Consider the following 24128-nt stretch of genomic DNA (forward strand, 5'->3'; position numbering starts at 1 on the left):
GATTGCATCCCGACGCCTCCGGTGTAGATAGGGCCTTGATATCCGAAGGGCAAGCATGGGCTTAGTCATTCTCCTGATTCTGATCGGCGTGCCGACGGTGGAACTCTGGCTTCTCATCGAAGTCGGCGGTGAAATCGGCGCCGCGGCGACCATCGCGCTCATCATTCTGACCGCCGTGCTGGGCACGGTGCTGTTCAGAATTCAGGGTCTCGCCACCCTGGAACGGCTGCGCGGCCATATCGATCGGGGCGAAACGCCGGCCGTGGAGGCCGTCTCCGGCTTCGGCCTGCTGTTCGCCGGTCTTCTGCTGCTGATCCCGGGTTTCGCGACCGACGCGCTCGGGTTTCTGCTGTTCATCCCGCCCCTGCGACGCTGGCTGGCCGGGATGATCATCGCCTATCTCGTCGCACGCGGCGGTACGACGGTGTTCGTCAACCTGCGCGGCGGCGGGTTCGGGGGCCGAGGACCCGGTGGCGGACCCGGTGGCGGGCCCGGTGGCGGACCCGGCGGCGCACCTGGTGGGAGACCTGGCGGCGGACGCGCACCGGGCGGTCGCGGCGACATCATCGAGGGCGAGTACGAAGACCTCTCCGACCGCCCGACGCAGGACGAAAGTTCGCCCGACGACACCCAGTCCGACGACACCCCGTCCGGCGAAACCGGATCCGACAGCGTCCGGCCGACCCTCGACCGGCCCCGGGACTGACCGGCCATGTATCTGCTGCGTCACGGAGAGAGCGAGTTCAACGTCCACTTCTCCAAGACCCGGGTCGACCCGGGCATCGAGGATCCGGCTCTGACCGAGTCCGGCCGGGTCCAGGCCGCCGCCGCCGCCGACCGGCTTGAGGGACGGCCGATCAGCCGGGTGGTGGCGAGCCCCTACCGGCGCGCCCTGCAGACTGCGGAGATCGTCGCCGGCCGGCTCGGCCTGCCCATCGAGATCGAGCCACTGGTGCGCGAGCGATGCTGGTTCGTCTGCGATATCGGCACCCCGGCCTCCCGTCTGCGTGTCGACTGGCCCGCCATCGCCTTCGGAGATCTGCCGGAGCAGTGGTGGCCGGCCGGCGGAGAGAACGAGGAGGAGCTCGGGCTGCGCTGCTCCGCGTTCCGCGAGAAGCTGAATGCCGCGGAGCGCTGGGACGACACGGTTTTCGTCACCCATTGGGCCTTCATCCGCGGCCTGACGGGCATGACGGTGCCGAACGGAACGCTCCTGTCGCTGGACCGGTCGCTGGCCGCCACTATTGTCCACACCTCGCAGTCGTGTTAGCGAAGCCGCAACCATTCTGTCCGCTGGCGGACGCTAGACCCGGGATACCTCATGTCCGACACCCCTCTCGCCACCGAGCCCCAGCCGATGCAGGCCACGTCGATGCCGCTGCAGATCAACGCGCAGTACATCAAGGACTTCTCCTTCGAGAATCCGCGCGCGCCCTCCAGCCTGCGTCCGCAGAGCTCGCAGCCGCGGATCGACGTGAATGTCGACGTCCAGGCGTCCAAGGTGTCAAAGGACGACGAACTCTTCGAGGTGGTCCTGAAGATCACCGCCACCGCAAAGGTTGAAGAGGATCCGCTGTTTCTCGCGGACCTGACCTATGCCGGCCTGTTCAAGCTTCAGGCCATGGACGAGGACTCGCTGCATGCGGTGCTGCTGGTGGAATGCCCGCGCCTGCTGTTCCCCTTCGCCCGGGCGATCGTGGCCGACGCCACCCGCGACGGCGGCTTCCCGCCGCTGCTGATCCAGCCGGTCGACTTCGCGTCGATGTACCGCCAGAGCAAGGAATCCTCGATCGGCGCGCCGGTGGCCTCGGCCTGACGGGGCCTGACCGGCAGCGCCACTTACTCGGCGGCGCCGCCGCTCCAGATCGGGTTCTTGATCCTCTCCAGGAAGGCGGCATGCGCCGCCGCCTCCTCCGCGCTCGGGGCGTGGGGCCGGGGTTCCCGGTAGACCCGCTCGATCTTCTCGACGGTCTTGGGCGCTCCTCCGGCAGCCGCCCCCCCTTTGCTGTCCTCCGCCGGCGGCGCCATCAGATCCGGCTGACGCCCGCCGATCAGCTCCAGATAGACCGAGGCCAGCAGATCGGCGTCGATCAGCGCCCCGTGCAGCGACCGGTTCGAGTTGTCGATCTCGAAACGACGGCACAGGGCGTCCAGGCTGACCTGCGCACCCGGATACTTGCGGCGCGCGAGCGCCACCGTATCCAGGGCGCGGTCCATCGGGATCGGCGCCCGGCCGAGAAGCTGCAGCTCCTTGTTCAGGAACTTCATGTCGAAGCTGGCGTTGTGGATCACCAGGGTCGCGTCGCCCAGGAACTCCATCACCTCGTCCACCAGGACGCCGAAGGTCGGATGGCCTGAGAGAAACTCCGCCGACAGGCCGTGCACCCGGAAGGCTTCCTCCGGCATGTCGCGTTCGGGGTTGAAGTAATGGTGCAGCGTGCGGCCGGTCGGTACGTGGTTGATCAGCTCCAGGCAGCCGATCTCTACGACCCGGTCCCCTGTCTCGGGGTCCAGGCCCGTCGTCTCCGTATCGAGCACGATTTCCCGCATGCGATCCTCTTTCCGTAGGCCGGGTCCCGCCGGAGCCCGGCCACAAGCCGTTTGACCGACCGCATGGTAAAGGCCCGGCCGAGCCCGGTGGGGATCACCCGGTCGGCCCGGCGGCGCTTCTCCGCGTCCGGCATTTGCTTCGCAAGGATACTTGCCAGGCGCCCGTCCGTCATCCCGGGCCTGGCCAGAACCCGCTGGCGCTGGATGAATCCGGGCGCGCTGACCACGGCGACCAGGTCGCACAGCCGATGACTGTTGCCCTCCAGGAGCAAGGGCACGTCCAGCACCACGATGGACCGCCGATGCCGGCGCGACAGGCTCAGGAAGCGCCGCGTCCGCGCCCCCACCATCGGGTGGACGATCGATTCAAGCCGGCGCAGGGCCGCGGCATCCCCGAACACCCGCGCGCCGAGCGCGGCCCGGTCGACCGCCCCGTCCCGCACCACGTCGGGAAACGCCGACGCGATGGCGGCCACCGCCTCACCGCCCCGGCGCATCGTCGCATGAACGGCGGCGTCGGAATCATGCAGCGGAACGCCGAGCCGCCGGAACATGGTCGCCGTCGTGCTCTTGCCCATGCCGATCGAGCCGGTCAGGCCGATGACGATCATCGCGCCAGCACACCGTGAGTCCGCAGATACTCGAGCAGCTGGAGCAGCGGCAATCCCAGCACGGTGAAATAGTCGCCCTCGACCCCGGTGAACAGCTGCGCGCCGAGGCCTTCCAACTGATAGGCGCCGACCGAGGCGAAGACGTCCTCGCCGACGACATCCAGATATTGGTCGATGAACCCGTCGGAGAGCGGGCGCATCCGCATGGTCACGCTGTCCATCGCGTGCCAGATCCGGCTGCCGGCCCGGGCCACGACCACAGCCGTCACCAGGCGATGGGTCTTGCCGGACAGGGCCTTCAGCGTGGCCTGGGCATGGTCGCGATCCACCGGCTTCTCGAACCACACGCCGCCGCAATCCAGCATCTGGTCCGAGCCGATGACCAGGGCGTCGGGATGTTTCCGCGAGATCGCGATGGCCTTCAGTTCGGCTAGGACGGTGGCCACGTCCTCGGTGGTCGCGTTCTCCGCACGCAGGGAGTCCCGCACCGATCCCTCGTCCACGCCGGGTACGTCGATCGAGAACGGCACCCCGGCATTGCGCAAGAGCTCGGCACGGAACCGGCTGCCCGAGGCGAGCACCACCGGCACCGATCCGGCGGACGCTCCGAGCAGGGTCGGACCCAGCGCCTCAGACATTGCCGGTCTCCCGCGCTTCAAGATGCTGCAGCACCGCCGCGGACGTCTCCTCGATCGATCGACGGGTGACGTCGATCACCGGCCAGCCGTTCTTCACGAACATGCGGCGGGCTTCCGCCACCTCCTTGCGCACCTGCTCCATCGCCACGTAGTCGGTCTCCTCGCGCTGCTTGAGCATCAGCACCCGGTTGCGCCGGACCTGGATCAGCCGGGCCGGGTCGGTGGTGAAGGCGACCACCAGCGGCCGCTTCAGATGAAAGATCTCGTCCGGCGGCGGCACGTCCGGGACGATCGGCACGTTCGCCGTCTTGTAGCCGCGGTTGGCCAGATACAGCGAGGTCGGCGTCTTCGACGTGCGCGACACCCCGAGGATGACAATATCCGCCTCCTCCAGGTCATGGACCTGCTGGCCGTCGTCATGGGCCAGGGTGAAGTCCATCGCCTCGATGCGGTTGAAATAGGCGGCGTCCATCTCGTGCTGGCGGCCCGGGCGGGGATGGGATTCCCGCCCCATGTAGTTGGCCAGGGTCATCACGATCGGGTCGAGCACCGGCAGGCACGGTACCTCGATCCGCCGGCAGGCCTCCTCCAGCCGCCGGCGCAGGTCCGGATCGACCAGGGTGAACAGCACCGGCCCCGGATTGGCCTCCACCCCGGCGATCACCTTGTCGAGATAGCTGCCGGTGCGCACCAGCGACCAGACATGCTCCTTCGCCCGCACATCCTCGAACTGCACCAGGCAGGCGCGCGCGATCTGGTGATTGGTCTCGCCGGTTGCGTCGGACACCAGATGCAGGTGGAGAAGATCGGTCGAACTCATCCACCGACACCCTGGGGAGAACTGCCGCGAGCAGGGGGATAAGTCGGGCCGAAACCGACGGCGTCGAAATTGCTCAAGGATCACCTCGATTCACTGCCCCCGCTTGTCCGGGGGTGGACAAGTTTATCGGGGCGACGGGACAACGTCACCGTCCGCACACTTGACCAGACTGTCCCCGTTATCCCCATGATTCAATTCCGCCGTCATGGCCAGGGCAGCCGCGGCACAGCGCGGGCCTGTCACCGGATCGCTCCCCATGGGCCGAAGCGGAATCACGTCGCCGACAAGTCTGTGGATGAGCGGTGGACCGGATTTGATCCCCAGGTTTCCACCCCCCAACCACTTCAACTCCCTATCTTTTAAAAAGAGTAATGAGGTAGAGAAGTTGTGCAGAACGTGAGGGAGCGAAGCATGTCGGGCATCCCGTTGTTGGACACGCTGAACGGTCGGGTCGGATCGCCGCCGCCGGTCTGGCTGATGCGCCAGGCCGGGCGCTATCTGCCCGAGTACAAGGAAACCCGGAAACTGGCCGGCGGTTTCGTCGATCTGTGCCTGAATCCGGAACTGGCCTGCGAAGTGACGATGCAGCCGATCAGGCGCTTCGGCTTCGATGCGGCGATCCTGTTCTCCGATATCCTGATCGTGCCCTATGGGGTCGGCCGGCGCCTGGAGTTCGTAGAAGGCCGCGGACCGGTCCTCGATCCGATCGAGAGCGAGGCCGAGATCCCGCCGTTCGACGCGGATGCGTTCCACGCCAAGGTCGGCAATGTGTACGAGACCGTCGCCCGTCTCCATGAAGCGCTCCCGAAGGAGGTGGCGCTGATCGGGTTCGCCGGCAGCCCCTGGACCGTCGCCTCCTACATGGTCGAGGGCGGCAGCAGCCGCGACTACGCGAAGCTCAAAGGCTGGGCCTATGGCCGTCCGGAGGGCTTCGCCAAGCTGATGGACCTCCTGGTCGACGCCACCGTGGCCTATCTGGACCGCCAGGTCGCCGCCGGCGCCCAGGTGGTGAAGCTGTTCGACAGCTGGGCCGGGGCGGCGCCGGAGAGCGTCTTCCGCCACGCAGTGGTCGAGCCGACGGCCGAGATCGTGCGCCGGCTGAAGGCGCTGCATCCCGAGGTCAAGGTGATCGGCTTCGCCCGCGGCGCCGGGGCGATGACCCGTGATTATGCGGCAGCCACCGGGATCGACGCGCTGGCGTTGGACAGCGCCATCCCGCTGGCCATGGCCTGCGCGCTCCAGGCCGAACTGCCGGTGCAGGGCAACCTCGATCCGATCGCCCTGGTCACGGGCGGCGACGCGCTGAGGTCGGAAACCGACCGCATCCTGGAGGCGCTGTCCGGCGGGCCGTTCATCTTCAACCTGGGCCACGGGATCGTGCCGCAGACCCCGCCGGAGCATGTGAAGGCCCTGCTCAAGCAGATCCGGGGCTGAGCGGCCATGGACTGGTACGGCATCGTCAAGGCGCTGCACGTGATCAGCGTCATTTCCTGGATGGCGGGGCTGCTCTATCTGCCCCGGCTGTTCGTCTATCACGCGTCGGAACCGCCGGGCTCGGCCACCGCGGAGACCTTCAAGGTCATGGAGCGCCGGCTGTACCGGGCGATCATGAATCCGGCGATGATGGCGACCTGGGTGTTCGGCCTGGCCATGCTCTGGATGACCCCGGGCTGGCTCGAGGACGGCTGGATGCACGCCAAGCTGTTCCTGGTCCTCGTGCTCACCGCGACGCACCACATGATGGGGCGGTGGCGCAAGGCCTTCGCGGCCGACGAGAACGGAAATTCGACCCGGTTCTACCGAATCGCCAACGAAATCCCCACCTTACTGATGGTCGTCGTGGTCTTCCTGGTGATCACGAAACCGTTTTAAGACCTGTCGTACGGTTAACGGCGTTGACACCGTCCGGTGGGTCGGGTAAGGCCTGTTTCCGGTCGCCGGCCGCGACCGCTTTTCTCCGGAACATTGCATGTGTTGCAGACGGCCCCCGTATGGACGGGCCCATGGGTAAAACGAAAACCCTTTGCGTCGGGCGCGTTCCGGTCCCTTCCCTGAAGGCAATCCACAGCAGATGAATCTTCAAGAACTCAAAGCGAAAACCCCCGCCGATCTCCTCGCCTACGCCGAGGAGCTTGAAGTCGAGAACGCGAGCACGCTGCGCAAGCAGGACATGATGTTCGCGATCCTCAAGCAGTTGGCGGAAAACGACGTTCCGATCTCCGGCCAGGGCGTGCTCGAGATCCTGCCCGACGGGTTCGGCTTCCTGCGCGCGCCGGAATCCAACTACCTGCCGGGGCCGGACGACATCTACGTCTCGCCGAGCCAGGTGCGCCGTTTCGGGCTGCGGACCGGCGACACGGTCGAGGGCCAGATCCGCGCGCCGAAGGACGGCGAGCGGTACTTTGCCCTGCTCAAGGTGAACCAGATCAACTTCGAGGATCCCGAAGCGGTCCGTCACCGGATCAACTTCGACAACCTCACGCCCCTGTTCCCGAACGAGAAGCTGAAGCTCGAGCCCGACTTCAAGCCGGAGAACAAGGACTTCACCTCCCGGGTGATCGATCTGATCGCGCCGCTCGGCAAGGGCCAGCGCGCGCTGATGGTGGCGCCGCCGCGCACCGGTAAGACGGTGATGCTGCAGAACGTCGCCCACGCCATCTCCCAGGGCAATCCGGAGGTCTACCTCATCGTGCTGCTGATCGACGAGCGGCCGGAGGAAGTGACCGACATGGTGCGCTCGGTGAAGGGCGAGGTGATCTCCTCCACCTTCGACGAGCCGGCCTCGCGCCACGTGCAGGTCACCGAGATGGTGATCGAGAAGGCCAAGCGCCTGGTCGAGCACAAGCGCGACGTGGTGATCCTGCTGGACTCCATCACCCGCCTGGCCCGCGCCTACAACACCGTGGTGCCGTCCTCGGGCAAGGTGCTGACCGGCGGTGTCGACGCCAACGCCCTGCAGCGCCCGAAGCGCTTCTTCGGTGCGGCCCGTAACATCGAGGAGGGCGGTTCGCTGACGATCATCGCGACCGCGCTGATCGATACCGGCTCGCGCATGGACGAGGTGATCTTCGAGGAGTTCAAGGGTACCGGTAACTCCGAGGTCATCCTCGACCGCAAGCTGTCCGACAAGCGCACCTTCCCGGCGATCGACATCACCAAGTCGGGTACGCGTAAGGAAGAGCTGCTGGTCGACAAGGCGACCCTGTCGAAGATGTGGGTCCTGCGCCGGATCCTCATGCAGATGGGCACGGTCGATGGCATGGAGTTCCTGCTCGACAAGCTCAAGCATTCCAAGACCAACCAGGATTTCTTCGACCAGATGAATTCCTGAGGGATCGGGAAGTTCCGGCTTCCCCCGTCATCCCATATCGCTCGTCGTCATCCTGATGACCCCGGACCTGATCCGGGGCAGGATCATGATCCGGGCGGATCGGACAGAATTCTGGAACGGGCCGGCCTTCGGGGTCGGCCTTTTTCGTGGCGACGGCGGTCCCCTCCCCCTCCTCTCCCCCACTCCCCGGACTTGTTCCGGGGCCTACGCATGGCTCGGTACGGTCGCTAAGGAGCTATCCCCATCCGTCTCGACGGGTGAACACGTGGGCCCCGGAACAAGTCCGGGGAGTGGGTGAAGGGGGAAGGTGCCGCACAAGCATGCCGCACATCCCCAACACCGCCGCCGCACCTTGTCGCTCCCCCGCCCCCGTGATAGCTCAAAGGCTTGACCGTTCACCGCCTGCGAAGGGGCGTCGATGGCCCATCCCCAGCCGCCTGAGTCCGATCCGCAAAGCCCGTCCGCCCCAACGGCGCCGGCCAAATCTCCCAGGGTCGGGCTGTTCGTCACCTGCCTGGTCGACATGTTCCGGCCGTCCATCGGCTTCGCCACCCTCAAGCTGCTGGAGGATGCCGGCTGCACGGTGGTCGTGCCGGCGGCCCAGACCTGCTGCGGCCAGCCGGCCTTCAATTCCGGCGACAACAAGGACACCCGCGCGATCGCCACTCAGGTCATTGAAGCGTTCGAGGGGCTGGACTACGTGGTTGCCCCGTCCGGGTCCTGCGCCGGGATGATCCGCGAGCATTACCCGGAGCTGTTCGCCGACGACCCGGCCATGGCCCAGCGCGCCCAGCACGTGGCCAAGCGGACCTACGAGCTGACCTCCTTCCTGGTCGACGTGCTCGGCGTCACCAAGGTCGATGCGGCGATGGCCGGCACCGTCACCTATCACGACAGCTGCTCCGGCCTGCGCGAGCTGGAGGTGAAGGTCCAGCCGCGCCGCCTGCTCGCCGGGGTCAGCGGCCTGTCGCTCACCGAACTTCCGGGGGCGGAGGTGTGCTGCGGCTTCGGCGGCACCTTCTGCGTCAAGTACCCGGAGATCTCCGACAAGATGGTCACCAACAAGGCCGAGGAGATCGTCGCCACCGGCGCCGACACCCTGCTGGCCGGCGATCTCGGCTGCCTGCTGAACATGGCCGGCAAGCTGAAGCGCCTGGGGGCCGAGACCAAGGTGCGCCACGTGGCCGAGGTGCTGGCCGGGATGACCGACACGCCCGCCATCGGCGACCCCGCCGCCTCCCTGCCCAACAAGGAGCGCTGAGCCATGCAGTCCACGTCCAGGAACTTCAAGGACAACGCCCATAAGGCGCTGAACGACGCGACCCTGCAGCGGGCGCTGCTGAACGTGAAGTCCGGCTTCCAGGAGAACCGGGCCCGCACGGTCGCCGGCCTGCCGGAATTCGAGCGGCTCCGCGATGCCGGCCGCGACATCAAGAACCACGTGCTGGCGAATCTGGATTTCTACCTGGAGCGGTTCGAGGAGAACGTCACTGCCAATGGCGGCCACGTGCACTGGTGCCGCACCCCGGCCGAGGCCCGCGAAAAGATCCTGGAGATCTGCAAGCGGCGGGAAGCCAAAACCGTCACCAAGGGCAAGTCCATGGTGGCCGAGGAGATCGGCCTCAACGACTACCTGGAGGAGAACGGCGTCGAGCCGATCGAGACCGATCTGGGCGAGTACATCATCCAGCTGCGCCACGAGCCGCCGAGCCACATCATCGCGCCGGCGATCCATGTCACCCGCGAGCAGATCGCGGTGGATTTCCGCCGCGAGCACAGCGATCTCGACCCGAACCGCCGCCTGGAAGAGCCCCGCGACTTCACCGACGAGGCGCGGGCCAAGCTGCGCGACAAGTATTTCGCCGCCGATGTGGGCATCACCGGCGCGAACTTCCTGATCGCCGAGACCGGCTCGACGGTCATCGTGACTAACGAAGGCAACGGCGACATGACCCAGCTGCTGGGCAAGGCCCATGTGGTCATCGCCAGCCTGGAGAAGATCGTCCCCACCCTGGAGGATGCCTCCACCATCCTGCGCCTGCTGGCCCGCTCGGCGACCGGGCAGGAGATGTCGGTCTACACCTCCTTCTCCACCGGTCCGCGCCGCTCGGAGGACAGGGACGGGCCGGAGGAATTCCACGTCGTCCTGCTGGACAATGGCCGCAGCGCCATGCTGGGCACCGAGTTCCAGGACATGCTGCGCTGTATTCGGTGCGCCGCCTGCATGAACCACTGCCCGGTCTATGAGGCGGTTGGCGGCCATGCCTATGGCTGGGTGTATCCGGGGCCGATGGGCTCGGTGCTGACGCCGTCGCTGATCGGCGTGGAGGAGGCCGGCCACCTGCCGAACGCTTCCACCTTCTGCGGGCGCTGCGAGAGCGTGTGCCCGATGCGCATTCCACTACCGAAAATGATGCGTCACTACCGCCAGCGCGAATTCGAAAAAGGCCTTTCGCCGCAAAAGGCTAGGGCGGGTCTGTCGGTATGGTCGTACGTTGCCACCCGACCCAAGCTGTATCGACTGGCCACCCGGCTGGCCTCCGGCCTGCTGGGTCGTCTCGGAAAGGTTAAGGGCCGCTTAACCACTCTGCCGCTGGCCGGCGGATGGACCTCGGTCCGCGACATGCCGGCACCCGAGGGCAAGACGTTCCACGATCTGTACCGCGACCGCCAGGCGGCCAAGGGAGGCCGGGAATGAGCGCGCGGGACGACATTCTCGGCTCGATCCGCAAGTCGCTCGGCCGTGAGGCGCTGACCGGCGACGCGGCGGCCCAACTGCGCCAGCGCCTTGCCCAGCCTGCGCGGAACCTGATCCCCGATCGTACCGCCGGGCGGGATACCGCGGGCCTGACCACCCTGTTCGTCGATAAGGCGCGGGAGTTCGCCTGTACGGTGGACGAAGTGGACTCTCTGGACGCCGTGCCGGAAGCGGTGCGCGCCTATCTGTCCCGCGAGAACCTGCCGGCGCGGCTTGTTCAGGCGCCGGCCCTGGCCGACGGATTGGACTGGTCGCAGACCCCGACCCTGGAGATCAAGACCGGTACCTCGGACGGTTCGGAAGACACCAGCGTTACCCCGGTCTTCGCGGCGGTGGCGGAAACCGGCACGCTGATGCTGACCTCCGACGTGACGACGCCGACGGGACTGAATTTCCTGCCGGAAAACCACATTGCCGTGCTGCGCCGCAGCCAGATCGTCGGCCCGCTGGAGGATGCCTGGGCCCGGTTCCGCGCCGCCCGCGCCAAGGCAGGCACTGCCGGTCCGGGGGACAGCTTCACCATGCCGCGAACGGTGAACCTGATCACCGGGCCGTCCCGCACAGGCGATATCGAGCAGAAGATTCAAATGGGCGCCCACGGTCCGCGCCGGCTGCACGTCATCCTCGTCGCCGATTGAGGTGGCGGATGGCGGGCCCGCGCAAACCCCGGCGACCCTCCACGGATGAGCTGGACCTGTTCGGCAAGGTCCTGAAAGACGCCACCCGGATCGAAAGCGACCGGCATGCCGAGCACGCGGTGGCACCCGAACCGCTCCCCATTCCACCGCCTGAGAAACCCGCAACCCTGCAGAAACCTGCAGGGACCGTCGCGTATTCGCCACCTCCCCCGCCCCCCGCGCCGCCGGAAATCGCGCCGTCGGATCTGCGGGATCTCGCCCATGGCGGGGCGCCTGGCATGGACCGGCGTCTGCAGCTTCGTCTGAAGCGGGGCCAGCTGCCGATCGAGGCGCGCATCGACCTGCACGGCCTGTCGCGGGAAAAAGCCCATGTGACGCTGAACGGCTTCCTTGCCCGCCAGGAGGCCCTGGGCCGGCGCTGCGTGCTGGTGATCACCGGCAAGGGGCGGCCGGACTGGCAGGCGCCGAGATATGACGTCCCCTGGGGCCGCGACGACCGGGAAATCGGCGTGATCCGCCGGGCGCTGCCGGGCTGGCTGGGCGACTATCCCAATAAAGAGAGGATTCTCGCCTTCACGCCGGCCCAACCGCAGGACGGCGGCAAGGGCGCCTGGTACGTACTGCTGCGCCGGCGACGCGACCGCACGCGCGGCGGGCTGGACGAGACGTGACGCCGCTCGGCCAGCGTCTGCGCGATCTGCGCGAGAGCCGCGGCCTGACGCTGGCGGTCATGGCCGAGGGGCTCGGCGTGTCGGCGGCCTATCTCTCCGCGGTGGAGCACGGCAAGCGCGCCCGGCCCCGCTCCGGATTCCTGGAGCTGGTGAATGCCTGCCTGAACCTGGACTGGGAAGAGGCGGAAGAACTGCGCCGCCTGTCGGAGATCTCGCGTCCCCGCGTGGTGCTCGACACCGGCGGCCTCAGTCCGAAGGCGACGGAGCTGGCGAACCTGATGGCGGTGCGGATCCGGGAGTTGGACGACAGCCGGATCGACACGCTGCTGGCGGAGCTGCGGGATCTGTGAGGGCGTTAGTTTCGGAATCGTAATTACTGAATAACTTCCCTCATTCCCGACTTCCTGGACGACCCCTGACCTTGATTCAGGGATCGATCCAGGATCGTGCCCAAGAGTTCGTCACAGGATCCTGGATAGACCCCCGGATGGGATCCGGGGCCTTCCAGGAAGTCGGATTGGTTTGGAGTGAGGAAGAACGGGGACGGAGTGAGCCCTACAGGATGAACCGGCTCAGATCGGCGTTCTTGGCGAGTTCGCCGACCCGTTCCTTCACCATGGCGGCGTCGACCGTGACCGTCTGGCCGCCGCGGTCGGAGGCGGTGAAGCTCACCTCCTCCAGCAGCTTTTCCAACACCGTGTGCAGCCGGCGCGCGCCGAGGTTCTCGATCGACCGGTTGATGTCCACCGCCATGTCGGCCAAGGCTTCGATGGCGTCTTCGGTGAAGTCGAGGGTGACGTCTTCGGTGCCCATCAGCGCCTTGTACTGGGTGACCAGGCTGGCTTCCGGCTCGGTGAGGATGCGGCGGAAATCGTCGCGGGTCAGCGCTTTCAGCTCGACCCGGATCGGCAGACGCCCCTGCAGCTCCGGCAGCAGGTCCGACGGCTTGGCCAGATGGAAGGCGCCCGAGGCGATGAACAGGATGAAGTCGGTCTTCACCGCCCCGTGCTTGGTGGCGACGGTGGTGCCCTCGATCAGCGGCAGCAGGTCGCGCTGCACGCCCTCGCGGCTGACATCGCCGCTGCTGCGCTCCTCCGAGCGGGCGATCTTGTCGACCTCGTCCAGGAACACGATACCGTTCTGCTCGACCAGCTCGATCGCCTCGCGGGTGACCGCCTCCTCGTCGAGCAGCTTGTCGGCCTCCTGGCGCACCAGGACCTCGTAGCTCTCCGGCACGCTCATCCGCTTGCGCTTGCTCTGGCCGCCGAAGGCCTTGCCCAGCATGTCGTTCAGGTTCATCACGCCGAGCTGGCCGCCGGGCATCCCGGGGATGTCGAAGGTCGGCATGCCCGGCGCGCCGCCGCCGCTGGTCACGTCGATCTCGATCTCGCGCTCTGCAAGCAGGCCCTCGCGCAGCATTTTGCGGAACTTCTGCCGGGTCTCCTGGCTGGCGCTGTCGCCGACCAGGGCGTCGATCACCCGCTCCTCGGCCTGCAGTTCGGCCTTGGCGTGGACCTCCTTGCGCATCCGCTCGCGGGTCATGGTGATGGCGGACTCCAGCAGGTCGCGGATGATGGATTCCACGTCGCGGCCGACATAGCCGACCTCGGTGAACTTGGTCGCCTCCACCTTCAGGAACGGCGCGTTCGCCAGCTTGGCGAGCCGGCGGGCGATCTCGGTCTTGCCGACGCCGGTCGGGCCGATCATCAGGATGTTCTTCGGCAGGATCTCCTCGCGCAGACCCTCGTCCAGCTGCCGGCGGCGCCAGCGGTTGCGCAGGGCGATGGCGACGGCGCGCTTGGCGTCCTTCTGACCGATGATGAAGCGGTCGAGCTCGGAGACGATCTCTCGGGGGGAAAAGTCGGTCATAGGCCTTCGACGGTTACGTTGTCGTTGGTGTAGATGCAGATGTCGGCGGCGATCGCCATGGCGCGCCGGGCAATGGCCTCGGCGTCCATGTCGTCCCGGTCGGCGAGCGCCCGGGCGGCGGCGAGCGCGTAGGATCCGCCGGATCCGATGCCGATCAGCCCGTCCTCCGGCTCCAGGACGTCGCCGGTGCCGGTCAGCACCAGGGAGACGTCGGCATCGACCACGGCCATCATCGCCTCCAGGCGGCGCAGGTAGCGGTCGGTGCGCCAGTCCTTGGCCAGCTCGACGCAGGCGCGGGTGAGCTGACCTGGATGCTGCTCCAGCTTGGCTTCCAGCCGCTCGAACAGGGTGAAGGCGTCGGCCGTGGCCCCGGCGAACCCGGCGATCACGTTGCCGCCGGACAGCCGGCGCACCTTGCGCGCGGTCGCCTTCATCACGGTGTTGCCGAACGTCACCTGCCCGTCGCCGGCGACGACGACGCGACCGCCCTTGCGCACGGCCAGGATCGTCGTGCCGTGCCACTGGGTCGGATCGTCACTCATGGGGTTCTGCCTTATTCCGATGGTCAGGCGAATGTAATGTCCGGCGCGCGCGGTTCAAGCAAGTCTGGCGGGCGCCTTAGACTGGCACCTGGGCGGCCTTCCTGCTAAACAGCCGCCATTCTCCAGGGAGGGTGGCATGGCCCGCACGGCGCGCGTGGAGCGCAACACCAATGAGACCCGTATTTCCGCCTCCGTCGATCTGGACGGATCGGGCGCCTATGACGTGGCGACTGGCATCGGGTTCCTCGACCATATGCTGGAGCAGCTCTCCCGACATTCCCTGATCGACCTGACCGTCAAGGCCGAGGGCGATCTGCATATCGACGATCACCACACGGTGGAAGATTCCGGCTATGCGGTGGGCTCGGCCATCGCCCAGGCGCTGGGCGAGCGGCGCGGCATCACCCGCTACGGCTCCTGCCTGCTGCCGATGGACGAGGCGCTGACCCGGGTGGCGATCGACCTGTCGGGCCGGCCGTTCCTGTCCTGGGGCGTGGTGTTCCCGACCCAGAAGGTCGGCACCTTCGATACCGAACTGTTCAAGGAGTGGTTCCGCGCCTTTGCCCAGGCGTCGGGCGCCACCCTGCATGTGGACACCCTCAAGGGCGAGAACAGCCACCATATCGTGGAGACCTGTTTCAAGGGTCTCGCCCGCGCCCTGCGCGCGGCGGTGGAGATCGACCCGCGCAAGGCCGACGCCGTGCCGTCGACCAAGGGCGCGCTGCGGAGCGACTGAGGCGGCCATGCAGACCATCGCGATTATCGACTACGGGTCGGGGAACCTCCGCTCGGCGGCGAAGGCTTTCGAGCGGTCGTCCCGGGAAGCCGGCGTGGCCGCCGACATTCAGGTAACCGACGACCTGGGCATCATCGCCCGGGCCGACCGGATCGTCCTTCCGGGGGTCGGCGCCTTCGGCGATTGCCGCGACGGGGTCGAGCGGGTCCAGGGGCTGCGCGAGACGCTGGAGGCGCGGGTGATCCGCGAGGCGGTGCCGTTCCTGGGCATCTGCGTCGGCATGCAGCTCATGGCCAGGGCCGGGTTCGAGCACCTGACCACGGAGGGCTTCGGCTGGATCGACGGCGAGGTCCACCGGATCGAGCCGGCCGACGAGGATGACGGCCGTCAGCGCAAGGTACCGCATATGGGCTGGAACGTGCTGAGCGTTCAGGGCGGCCACCATCCGGTGCTGGCCGGGCTGGAGGACGGGCACCACGCCTATTTCGTCCATTCCTATGCCATGCGCCTTGAGACCGCCGATCAGCAGCTCGCCACCGTGGATTACGGCGGCCCGATCTGCGCCATGGTCGGCCGGGACAATATGATCGGAACCCAGTTCCACCCCGAGAAGAGCCAGGCGACCGGCCTGCGCCTCATCGCCAACTTCATCGGATGGACGCCATGACCGGCGATCAGAGCCAGTTCGCCCCGAAGCCGGCGACCCTGGTCGAGCACATCACCGCGCTTTCGGTGGGCGACCTGAACGACCTGTGTGACGCGGCCGAGGCGGCGATCATCGACGGCGGCGGCTTCGGCTGGCTGACGCCGCCGCCGCGCGAGACGCTGGAGGCCTATTGGCGCGGCACCCTGCTGATCCCCGACCGCGACCTGTTCGTCGGCCGGCTCGACGGGGTGATCGCCGGTTCGTCCCAGCTCCACCGTCCGCCGCGCAACAACGAGGCGCAGAGCTTCGCCTGCAACTTCACCACCTCCTTCGTCGCCCCCTGGGCGCGCGGGCATGGGCTGGCGCGCGACCTGACCCAGATCGCCGAGAACCACGCCCGCAAACTCGGCTTCGAGGTGATGAACCTGGACGTGCGCGAGACCCAGCGCGCGGCGATCCGGCTCTACGAGGCGCTCGGCTTCCAGAAGTTCGGCGAGCATCCGTATTATGCCCGGACCCGCGACGGCTATGTACGGGGCCTCTACTACTTCAAGAACCTGTCGGTCACCGGCCCGACCGGGACGACGGAGGGCGGTACCTCGTGATCCTCTATCCTGCCATCGATCTGAAGGGCGGCGAGTGCGTCCGCCTGCTGCGCGGCGAGATGACCGCCGCGACCGTCTACAACCCAGACCCGGCGAGCCAGGCCAGGGCGTTTCAGGATTCCGGCTGCGCCTGGATCCATGTCGTCGACCTGGACGGCGCCTTCGCCGGCGAGGCGGTCAACGGGGCCGCCGTGCGCTCGATCCTGTCGGCGGTGGACGTGCCGGTGCAGCTCGGCGGCGGCATCCGAAGCCGCGCCCATATCGACACCTGGCTGGAGGCCGGGATCAGCCGGGTCATCCTCGGCACCGTGGCGCTGCGCGATCCCGAGCTGGTGATCGCCGCCTGCCGCGACCATCCCGGCAAGATCGCCGTCGGCATCGACGCGCGGGACGGCAAGGTCGCGGTGGAGGGCTGGGCCGAGACCTCCGAGATCACCGCCACCGACCTGGCGCTGAAATTCGAGGATGCCGGCGTGGCCGCCATCATCTTCACCGATATCGACCGGGATGGCGCCCTGCAGGGTCCGAACCTGGAGGCGACCGGCGCGCTGGCCCGAGCCCTGTCGACGCCGGTCATCGCCTCGGGCGGGGTGTCGTCGCTGGAGGACCTGCGGGCGATCGCCAAGCTGGACGGCGACGGGGTCGCCGGCGCCATCGTCGGTCGGGCGCTGTATGACGGCCGGGTCGATGTGGTCGGCGCGGTGCGTGCGCTTGCCGGGGAGGCCGCGTGATGCTGAAGGTCCGCGTCATCCCCTGCCTCGACGTGAAGGACGGCCGGGTGGTCAAGGGCGTCAACTTCGTCGATCTGATCGATGCCGGCGATCCGGTCGAGCAGGCCAAGCTCTACGATGCGGAAGGGGCGGACGAGCTCTGCTTCCTCGACATCACCGCCAGCCACGAGAACCGCGACACGATCTTCGACGTCATCGCCCGCACCGCAGAGCAGTGCTTCATGCCGCTGACCGTCGGCGGCGGCGTGCGCAGCGTGGAGGATATCCGCAAGCTGCTGCTGGCCGGCGCCGACAAGGTGTCGATCAACACCGCCGCGGTGACCAACCCCGACTTCGTGCGCCAGGCGGCCCACAAGTTCGGCAGCCAGTGCATCACCGTGGCGGTCGACGCCAAGAGCGTGGGCGACGGGCGGTTCGAGGTCTTCACCCATGGCGGCCGCAACGCCACCGGACTCGATGCCGTTGCGTGGGCGCAACAAATGGCCGAGTTCGGCGCCGGCGAGATCCTGCTGACCTCCATGGACCGCGACGGCACCAAACAGGGCTTCGACATTCCGCTGACCCGCGCCATCTCCGACGCGGTGCCGGTGCCGGTGATCGCGTCCGGCGGGGTGGGAACCCTGGACCATCTGGTCGACGGCGTGCGCGACGGCCATGCCAGCGCCGTGCTCGCCGCGTCGATCTTCCATTTCGGCACCTACCGGATCAGCGAGGCGAAGGAGGCCATGGCCGCCGCCGGTCTCGCCATGCGCCAGGGGGACTGAGGCTGCGATGAACGATCACATCCTCGACCGGCTCGCCGCCACCATCGCGTCCCGCCAGGGCGGCGACCCGGAGACCAGCTACACCGCGAAGCTGCTGGCCAAGGGGCCGGTGAAATCGGCTCAGAAGGTCGGCGAGGAAGCCGTGGAAGTGGCGATCGAGGCCGCCCGGGGGGATGCCGAGGCGCTGGCGTCGGAGAGCGCCGATCTGCTGTATCACCTGCTGGTGCTGTGGACCGCGGCGGGGGTGACCCCGGACCGGGTCTGGGCCAAGCTCGAGGCGCGGGAGGGGACCTCCGGTCTGGCCGAGAAGGCTGCCCGCGGACAAGCGAACGGAGAGGGTGAATGAGCTACGATCCCAACAACATCTTCGCCAAGATCCTGCGTGGCGAGATTCCGAACGACACGGTCTACGAGGACGAGCACGTCCTGGCGTTCCGGGATATCCAGCCCCAGGCCCAGACCCATGTCCTGGTCATCCCCAAGGGCGCCTATGTCTCCTTCGCAGACTTCGCTGAGACGGCGAGCGACGCGGAGATCGCGGCCTTCGTGCGCGCCACCGGCAAGATCGCCCGCGACCTCGGCATCGAGGAGAACGGCTACCGCGTCATCTCCAACCACGGCCGCGACGCGAACCAGGAAGTACCCCACTTCCATCTGCACCTGTTCGGCGGCCAGAACCTCGGGCGCATCATCAAGCCGGTCTGAGGGTGCCGGTCTGGGGGTGCCGGTCTGCCGGCACCGGTCCGACGATGGCGCTTGCCGGGGCATATCTGGGGTTCTTCAGCCAAGAGCGTTGACGATCTTGTGAAAGGTCGTCATCGAATATGCTTAACAAACTGAAACTTTTGACAAATTCGGCCTGCAGGTTCATAGTTAAGGTCGAGTGGGGACTTTCCGACAGTGTCGGAACCATAAGATTCCACCAGACGTAGTCATGACAATGCACGCGAGGTCGCCGGCGCAGCCTCGCGGTCGGTATGGGTTTCGTATGCAGCGGGCAAACGATCTCGATTGGGATGTGGCGGAGACGATCCGCCGGCACGCTCTGTTCCTGAAACAGAATACCGGCGGTGCGCAGGCCGATTTCCGGCACAAGACGCTGCGTGGCGCGATGCTGGCGGGGACCGACCTGCGCCAGGGGCTGTTCCACGGCACCGATCTGCGCGGTGCCAGCTTCGCCGGCTCCAATCTGAACGCCACCCAGTTCTCGACCGCCAAGCTGGAGCAGTGCGATTTCGCCGGCGCCAAGCTGGTGAAGGCGGATCTGCGCGGCGCCAACCTGAAGGGCGCCAAGCTGATGACGGCGGACCTGACCGATGCCGATCTCAGGCCGGCGCGGATCCAGGACCTCAACCGCACCATCGAGCAGAACGCGAATCTCAGCCGGGCCGACCTTTCCGAGGCGACCGTGGTCCGCACCGACCTGACCGGCGCCAACATGTCCGGCGTGACGGCCGTGAACACGGCGTTCGAGAGCGCGGTGCTGCGCAATGTGAACCTGAACAAGGCGAACCTGTCGAAGAGTTCGTTCCAGGGCACCGACATGCGGGGATCCAACCTGCGGGGCGTGAACTTCGCCGACTCCGTGCTGACGGACACCGACCTCACGGGATCGGACCTGCGGTCGTGCAACCTCGACGGTGCGGATCTCGGTGGCGCCAACCTGACCGACTGCAAGATCGCCACCGGGCTGGAGAGCATGGCGCCCGACGTGCAGCACAAGGTCGTGCAGCATTTCCTGTGGATCAGCTCCGGCGGCAAGAGGGGCGAGCGGGGCCTGTTCCGCGACATGGACCTGGCGGGGTTCGATTTCTCCGGCGCCGATCTTTCGGCCGCCGATTTCGAGGGCGCCAACCTTTCCGGCGCCAATATGAAGCACTGTTCCTTCCGCTTCGCCCTGATGGGCGGCGCCAAGCTGCAGCGCGCCGATCTGACCGGCGCCGACCTGCGGGGTACGACGCTGAAGGGGGCAGTGTTGGACGGCGCGACCCTGACCCAGGCGCGCCTGACGCCGATGCAGATCCTGAAGCCGGCGACACTGGAGCTTCTGCGCGAATGGCCGGCCGATCTGTCGGGAGCGTCGCTGGTCGGTGCGGTCGCGCACAAGGCGGATTTCAGCCAGGCGATCCTCGACCGCGCCGTCTTCCATCATGCCGACCTGGCCGGCGCAAAGCTGGACCGCGCCGCCCTGAAGAGTGCCGATCTCGAAGGTGCCGTGGGTCTTTCGCGGTCGATCCCCAACGCGGCGGAATAGCCACCGCCTCCCCCTTGCGCATGCCACGGTGCCCCTTGCGGCGCCCAAATCCGAACCCGGCTCTCCCATAGGGTCTGCGGCGCAGGCGAAGCTGTGTCGGTGCGAGGGAGGTCTGCCCATGGGCGCGCGAGTGACGACGGTCGCGTTCCGCGGCATCGACACGGTGGAGGTCGACGTCCAGGTCCATGTCGGCGGCGGCGGCATGGGGGGTGTCTGCCTGGTCGGGCTGGCCGACAAGGCGGTGACCGAAAGCCGCGAGCGGGTTGTTGCCGCGCTCTCCGCGCTGGGCCTGGCGCTGCCGTACAAGCGGATCACGGTGAACCTGGCGCCGGCCGACCTGCCGAAAGAGGGCGGGCATTTCGACCTGCCGGTGGCGCTGGGCATCCTGGTGGCCATGGGCGCGCTGTCGGTCGAGGATGTGGGCGACCGCATCGTGCTGGGCGAACTGGCGCTGGATGGCCGGATCTCGCCGGTGGCGGGCGTCCTGCCGGCGGCGGTGGCCGCGGCCGCAGGCGGGCGGCGCGGGGTGATCTGCCCGGCGGCCTGCGGCCCCGAGGCGCGCTGGGCCGAAGGGATCGAGGTGATCGCCGCCCCCGACCTGCTGTCCCTGCTGAACCATCTGCGTGGCGTGCAGGTGCTGCCCGAGGCGGCGGACGGGGTGGTCGAGGCCGAGCCGCATTATCCCGACCTGAAGGACGTGAAGGGCCAGGAGACCGCCAAGCGGGCACTGGAGGTGGTGGCGGCCGGCAATCACAACCTTCTCATGGTCGGCCCGCCCGGCGCCGGCAAGTCGATGATGGCCGCCCGCCTGCCCGGCCTGCTGCCGCCGCTGACCCCGGCCGAGGCGCTGGAGGTGTCGATGATCCGCTCCGTGGCCGGCGTGCTCCGGGAGGGCCGGATCGAGCGCGGCCGGCCGTTCCGCGATCCGCACCATTCCAGCTCCGGTCCCGCTCTGATCGGCGGCGGAATCCGGGCGAAGCCGGGCGAGGTGTCGCTCGCCCATCGCGGCGTGCTGTTCCTGGACGAGCTGGCCGAATTCCCCGGTATTAGGTAGCAAATGCACCTAGGGGAAACGGAGCGATGAACACGGGAATAAATCCCGCTATGGTGCGGGGATGGGGTGGATCAAGCGACACTGGATCGGCGTGCTCGGAGGACTCAACCTCATCGAGCCCATATTCCGCGGGATCAAGTGGCTTATTGGACTCGGCGGTGACGTCGACTTCCTTGTTGCTAGGGCGCAGGACCCAGACTGGGTGGGCGTCATGATCGACGCGCTCCTAAATGTTCCCGGATGGCTCTCGTTGCTGCTCATCGTTCTGGGGTTCGCACTCATCCGATGGGACATCCGGCGAAACAATATGCGTGACCGCGAAAGCAGGGCAGTTGGGGCGGCGGGCGCGGTCGATAAAGCCGCGTCATCCGATGCCAAGACGCTTATGCACGGAGGCGCCGAGGCGAACCCGACGACGAGTTGGACGGTTCGCCTCGGCGACCGCTCCACTGCTGTAAGTGGGGTTTCCATCGTAGCGACATCGACAGCCATCTACGCGCTATCCTCCGTCAAAAGCCTGAATGACGGCGCGACGAAATCTCGGATTAGAATCGACGCGCTTGAGTTAAATGGAGAGCGAAATAAAGAATTTGGTGAGAATGGCGCCGGATACATTATTTTTTCTCTTCCTGGCTCATATCGGCCAGATGCACGACGGATAGTCCCGCTTAATGAAGGCGGTATGATTGTCGTTGGCACTGCATTCGAAGATGAGACAGCGCTATCGCATCCGTTCTTGGTAAGAATCGATAAAACAGGTTCGTTATTTTCTGATTTTGGCCGTGGCGGATTTACACTGCTGCCAATGTCAGCTGGACTGAATTATGGATGGGATGCTGTTCAAGTCGGCGAAAGAATCTATACTATTTGTAGTTCTTTTGAGTCATCCATGTTGACCCTAGCCGTTACGCCAATAAATTTGCGGGCCGATTCATCTATAATCTTCCAGCCAATTTCGATTTTTGAGGGCGGGACTGTGTGGCCATCGCGAATCGTTCGCGTTTTCCCAGAAACGGCATTCTACATAATAGGCAAGAGCGTCAGCGCCGCGCATCAGACCGACGGCTTTATTGCAAAGGTGGACGCAACAGGCAAACTAGATTCAGGATTTGGCGATTCAGGAAAAGCGCTATTGAAGACTGCGTTTAATCCTGCGTTCATAAATAACTGTTCAGGCGCAGCAGTCATAAGTGATGGTGTGTGCTTAATAGGCGGATTCGGTAATGACGCATTCATGGTTGCGGTGGGACCGCATGGTAACCGGGTTGCCTCATTCTCAGAGAACGGCGTGTATTGCCTTCGTGGTGTTCATCGGACCTATGCTTCATCAGTAGCCGCATCGACACGCCTGAATGTCGTAGCGCTTAGCGGGATGGAAAGCGACGGGAACAGCATCGAGCGGGCGTTCGTCGCGTTCACAGACCTCCGGGGAAACGACCTGAGAGTGGGCGCTGACAACATGGAGCGCGTATCCTCAGACGCCAAAACGAAGATGGTGGATCACGTCATCTCTGACGAAGGTGCAATCTTCGGATTGGTGCAGGAAGGTGGCACATCTCAGGGCTCACAACGAGTTGCGGTCGTGCGCATCCCGGTGCCGCAGCCTTAGTCGTCTGTCAGGCGCACCGTAACTGCCCCCATCACACTTAGGCATTGCACAAAGAACGCCGCCGAGAAGCCGCCGCGCGCCACCTTGTTCCGCAGGTTGACGGGCGTTTCGTTAACGCCATTCGCCGCCAATCGCTCTGATAGCTGGTCGTATGTGATGCCTCGTCGGGTCATCTCTGCGCGGAGAATACCCTTAACCAGGCTAATCCACTTGTCGTCCGTCTTCATGGCGCCATCCATCACGTTACGACCGCCATCATATTTGTTACTAACGCCATTGACAACGCTACAATATGCCTCCATATTCGTTACAACAGTAACGTATTTGATGGCGACAACAGATGGCCCAACACTTCCTCCTCAGCGCGAAAGCCCGGACATTGTCCGTGGTTCAGGTCGCGCGGATGACGGAAGACGAGGCCCGCTCTCTGTTCCGTGCCATCCGTTGGGCCGACACTGACGGCGAGCCGGTTTGCCCGCGCTGCGGCTGCTTTGCGGTCAACGAGTACAAGTCTCGCCCGATCTTCAAGTGCAAGGGCTGCGGCCACCAGTTCAGCATCACGTCCGGTACGATCTTCGCCAGCCGCAAGCTGCCGGTGCGCGATATCCTGCTTGCCATCGCTCTGTTCGTGAACGGCGCCAAGGGCATGTCCGCTCTGCAGATGAGCCGGAACCTCGATGTTCAGTACAAGTCGGCATACGTCCTGCTCCACAAGATCCGCGAAGTCATGGCCGCTGAGACTGCCGACGCCACCCTGTCCGGTGAGGTCGAGGTTGATGGTGCCTATTTCGGCGGTCACGTCCGCCCGGAGAACCGCAAGGAAGACCGCAAGGATCGTCGCCTGAAAGAGAACCAGACCGGCAAGCGCCGTGTTGTCGTTGTCATGCGTGAGCGTGGCGGGCGCACCCTGCCGTTCGTGTTCCGCTCTGAGGACCAGTCAGTCGCCACGATCCGCGCCCATGTCGCCAGCGGCACCACCGTCTACGCTGACGAGGCGTCCGGCTGGGACGAGCTGCACGCCACTTACGAGACCAAGCGTATCAATCACAGCCTCGCGTTCATGGATGACGGCGCCTGCACTAATCAGGCGGAAAGCTACTTCTCCCGTCTGCGCCGTGCCGAGTGGGGCCAGCACCATCACATCAGCGGGCGTCACCTGCACGCCTATGCCGCCGAAATGGCGTGGCGTGAGGATCACCGCCGGGTACCGAACGGTACGCTGTTCACCGCCGTTGTGGACGCTGCGCTCAATGCCCCGGTGTCGCGGCAGTGGAAGGGCTATTGGCAGAAGTAAAAACCCC

At 66.2% G+C, this 24128-nt stretch carries 28 protein-coding genes and 1 pseudogene; 22 read left to right on the plus strand and 7 right to left on the minus strand.

Features of this window, described 5'->3' with window-relative positions:
- Positions 1-55 precede the first annotated feature (55 nt).
- The 3 genes from BLS34_RS26200 to secB are packed head-to-tail and all read left to right on the plus strand — an operon-like array spanning position 56 to position 1816.
- Positions 56-706 carry an FxsA family protein gene (locus tag BLS34_RS26200; RefSeq protein WP_215906087.1) on the plus strand — a complete coding sequence of 217 codons (651 nt, stop codon included), beginning with the start codon at positions 56-58 and terminating at the stop codon, positions 704-706.
- Between the two features lie 6 nt (positions 707-712).
- Positions 713-1270, plus strand: coding sequence for a histidine phosphatase family protein (locus tag BLS34_RS10435; RefSeq protein ID WP_028796119.1), 558 nt, complete (start codon positions 713-715; stop codon positions 1268-1270).
- A 51-nt stretch (positions 1271-1321) separates the two neighbouring features.
- Complete coding sequence (gene secB, locus BLS34_RS10440; RefSeq protein ID WP_028796120.1) at positions 1322-1816, plus strand: protein-export chaperone SecB; 495 nt, start codon at positions 1322-1324, stop codon at positions 1814-1816.
- A 23-nt stretch (positions 1817-1839) separates the two neighbouring features.
- Here the strand turns inward: secB and dnaQ are convergent, their stop codons facing one another.
- From dnaQ to BLS34_RS10460, 4 genes are read right to left on the minus strand one after another with little or no spacing between them, the layout of a single operon-like run.
- Complete coding sequence (gene dnaQ, locus BLS34_RS10445) at positions 1840-2550, minus strand: DNA polymerase III subunit epsilon (protein ID WP_093150129.1); 711 nt, start codon at positions 2548-2550, stop codon at positions 1840-1842.
- On the minus strand, positions 2484-3161 hold the full coding sequence (coaE, locus tag BLS34_RS10450; protein ID WP_038015699.1) for a dephospho-CoA kinase: 678 nt from the start codon (positions 3159-3161) through the stop codon (positions 2484-2486). The genes dnaQ and coaE overlap by 67 nt, the downstream gene beginning before the upstream one ends.
- The gene (locus tag BLS34_RS10455; protein ID WP_051245173.1) at positions 3158-3799 is read right to left on the minus strand and encodes a Maf family protein; all 642 of its coding nucleotides are present in this window, start codon (positions 3797-3799) and stop codon (positions 3158-3160) included. The genes coaE and BLS34_RS10455 overlap by 4 nt, the downstream gene beginning before the upstream one ends.
- Entirely contained in the window at positions 3792-4619 is an 828-nt protein-coding gene (locus BLS34_RS10460) for a pyruvate, water dikinase regulatory protein (protein WP_093150132.1), read from the minus strand. Before BLS34_RS10460 ends, BLS34_RS10455 begins: the two co-directional genes overlap by 8 nt.
- 411 nt (positions 4620-5030) lie before the next feature.
- On the opposite strand from BLS34_RS10460, the gene hemE reads away from it, so the two are divergent.
- The 8 genes from hemE (at position 5031) to BLS34_RS10500 (ending at position 12367) form a co-directional block, all read left to right on the plus strand.
- On the plus strand, positions 5031-6053 hold the full coding sequence (gene hemE / locus BLS34_RS10465) for a uroporphyrinogen decarboxylase (RefSeq protein WP_093150135.1): 1023 nt from the start codon (positions 5031-5033) through the stop codon (positions 6051-6053).
- A 6-nt stretch (positions 6054-6059) separates the two neighbouring features.
- Complete coding sequence (gene hemJ, locus BLS34_RS10470) at positions 6060-6491, plus strand: protoporphyrinogen oxidase HemJ (RefSeq protein WP_093150136.1); 432 nt, start codon at positions 6060-6062, stop codon at positions 6489-6491.
- 199 nt (positions 6492-6690) lie between these two features.
- Entirely contained in the window at positions 6691-7950 is a 1260-nt protein-coding gene (gene rho, locus BLS34_RS10475; protein ID WP_028796126.1) for a transcription termination factor Rho, read from the plus strand.
- 418 nt (positions 7951-8368) lie between these two features.
- Positions 8369-9211, plus strand: coding sequence for a (Fe-S)-binding protein (locus tag BLS34_RS10480; protein WP_093150139.1), 843 nt, complete (start codon positions 8369-8371; stop codon positions 9209-9211).
- A 3-nt stretch (positions 9212-9214) separates the two neighbouring features.
- Positions 9215-10648 (plus strand): LutB/LldF family L-lactate oxidation iron-sulfur protein, encoded by a 1434-nt coding sequence (locus BLS34_RS10485; protein WP_093150141.1) that lies wholly within the window; start codon positions 9215-9217, stop codon positions 10646-10648.
- Positions 10645-11346, plus strand: coding sequence for a LutC/YkgG family protein (locus BLS34_RS10490; protein ID WP_093150143.1), 702 nt, complete (start codon positions 10645-10647; stop codon positions 11344-11346). The genes BLS34_RS10485 and BLS34_RS10490 overlap by 4 nt, the downstream gene beginning before the upstream one ends.
- A gap of 278 nt (positions 11347-11624) precedes the next feature.
- The gene (locus BLS34_RS25845) at positions 11625-12017 is read left to right on the plus strand and encodes a Smr/MutS family protein (RefSeq protein WP_175474176.1); all 393 of its coding nucleotides are present in this window, start codon (positions 11625-11627) and stop codon (positions 12015-12017) included.
- Complete coding sequence (locus tag BLS34_RS10500) at positions 12014-12367, plus strand: helix-turn-helix domain-containing protein (RefSeq protein ID WP_093150147.1); 354 nt, start codon at positions 12014-12016, stop codon at positions 12365-12367. The genes BLS34_RS25845 and BLS34_RS10500 overlap by 4 nt, the downstream gene beginning before the upstream one ends.
- A 205-nt stretch (positions 12368-12572) precedes the next feature.
- Here the strand turns inward: BLS34_RS10500 and hslU are convergent, their stop codons facing one another.
- Together hslU and hslV are read right to left on the minus strand one after the other, a co-directional pair.
- On the minus strand, positions 12573-13886 hold the full coding sequence (gene hslU / locus BLS34_RS10505) for an ATP-dependent protease ATPase subunit HslU (RefSeq protein WP_093150149.1): 1314 nt from the start codon (positions 13884-13886) through the stop codon (positions 12573-12575).
- Positions 13883-14428, minus strand: coding sequence for an ATP-dependent protease subunit HslV (gene hslV / locus BLS34_RS10510; RefSeq protein ID WP_028796133.1), 546 nt, complete (start codon positions 14426-14428; stop codon positions 13883-13885). Before hslV ends, hslU begins: the two co-directional genes overlap by 4 nt.
- 136 nt (positions 14429-14564) lie before the next feature.
- On the opposite strand from hslV, the gene hisB reads away from it, so the two are divergent.
- The 10 genes and pseudogenes from hisB (at position 14565) to BLS34_RS25360 (ending at position 22827) form a co-directional block, all read left to right on the plus strand.
- Complete coding sequence (gene hisB / locus BLS34_RS10515) at positions 14565-15164, plus strand: imidazoleglycerol-phosphate dehydratase HisB (RefSeq protein WP_093150152.1); 600 nt, start codon at positions 14565-14567, stop codon at positions 15162-15164.
- Between the two features lie 7 nt (positions 15165-15171).
- The gene (gene hisH / locus BLS34_RS10520; protein WP_093150153.1) at positions 15172-15831 is read left to right on the plus strand and encodes an imidazole glycerol phosphate synthase subunit HisH; all 660 of its coding nucleotides are present in this window, start codon (positions 15172-15174) and stop codon (positions 15829-15831) included.
- On the plus strand, positions 15828-16415 hold the full coding sequence (locus BLS34_RS10525; protein WP_051245174.1) for a GNAT family N-acetyltransferase: 588 nt from the start codon (positions 15828-15830) through the stop codon (positions 16413-16415). Before hisH ends, BLS34_RS10525 begins: the two co-directional genes overlap by 4 nt.
- Positions 16412-17146 (plus strand): 1-(5-phosphoribosyl)-5-[(5-phosphoribosylamino)methylideneamino]imidazole-4-carboxamide isomerase, encoded by a 735-nt coding sequence (gene hisA, locus BLS34_RS10530; protein ID WP_028796136.1) that lies wholly within the window; start codon positions 16412-16414, stop codon positions 17144-17146. The genes BLS34_RS10525 and hisA overlap by 4 nt, the downstream gene beginning before the upstream one ends.
- A complete protein-coding gene (gene hisF / locus BLS34_RS10535) occupies positions 17146-17910 on the plus strand; it encodes an imidazole glycerol phosphate synthase subunit HisF (RefSeq protein ID WP_028796137.1) in 765 nt (254 codons plus the stop codon). Before hisA ends, hisF begins: the two co-directional genes overlap by 1 nt.
- Positions 17911-17917: 7 nt before the next feature.
- Entirely contained in the window at positions 17918-18256 is a 339-nt protein-coding gene (locus BLS34_RS10540; RefSeq protein WP_028796138.1) for a phosphoribosyl-ATP diphosphatase, read from the plus strand.
- Entirely contained in the window at positions 18253-18615 is a 363-nt protein-coding gene (locus BLS34_RS10545) for a histidine triad nucleotide-binding protein (RefSeq protein ID WP_028796139.1), read from the plus strand. The genes BLS34_RS10540 and BLS34_RS10545 overlap by 4 nt, the downstream gene beginning before the upstream one ends.
- A 283-nt stretch (positions 18616-18898) precedes the next feature.
- The gene (locus BLS34_RS10550; RefSeq protein ID WP_175474177.1) at positions 18899-20164 is read left to right on the plus strand and encodes a pentapeptide repeat-containing protein; all 1266 of its coding nucleotides are present in this window, start codon (positions 18899-18901) and stop codon (positions 20162-20164) included.
- A gap of 118 nt (positions 20165-20282) precedes the next feature.
- Positions 20283-21203: pseudogene (locus BLS34_RS10555) on the plus strand (ATP-binding protein); the annotation flags it as partial.
- Positions 21204-21429: 226 nt separating this feature from the next.
- Positions 21430-22827, plus strand: coding sequence for a hypothetical protein (locus BLS34_RS25360; RefSeq protein WP_139189224.1), 1398 nt, complete (start codon positions 21430-21432; stop codon positions 22825-22827).
- Here BLS34_RS25360 and BLS34_RS10565 read toward each other — a convergent pair.
- Positions 22824-23054, minus strand: coding sequence for a DUF6471 domain-containing protein (locus BLS34_RS10565; RefSeq protein ID WP_093150161.1), 231 nt, complete (start codon positions 23052-23054; stop codon positions 22824-22826). The two genes, BLS34_RS25360 and BLS34_RS10565, sit on opposite strands and share 4 nt — an antisense overlap.
- A gap of 113 nt (positions 23055-23167) precedes the next feature.
- Between BLS34_RS10565 and BLS34_RS10570 the strand changes: the two genes are divergently transcribed.
- A complete protein-coding gene (locus BLS34_RS10570) occupies positions 23168-24121 on the plus strand; it encodes an IS1595 family transposase (RefSeq protein ID WP_093150164.1) in 954 nt (317 codons plus the stop codon).
- The last annotated feature ends 7 nt before the right edge of the window (positions 24122-24128 follow it).

Source organism: Thalassobaculum litoreum DSM 18839 (genome assembly GCF_900102465.1).
GTDB classification, from domain to species: domain Bacteria; phylum Pseudomonadota; class Alphaproteobacteria; order Thalassobaculales; family Thalassobaculaceae; genus Thalassobaculum; species Thalassobaculum litoreum.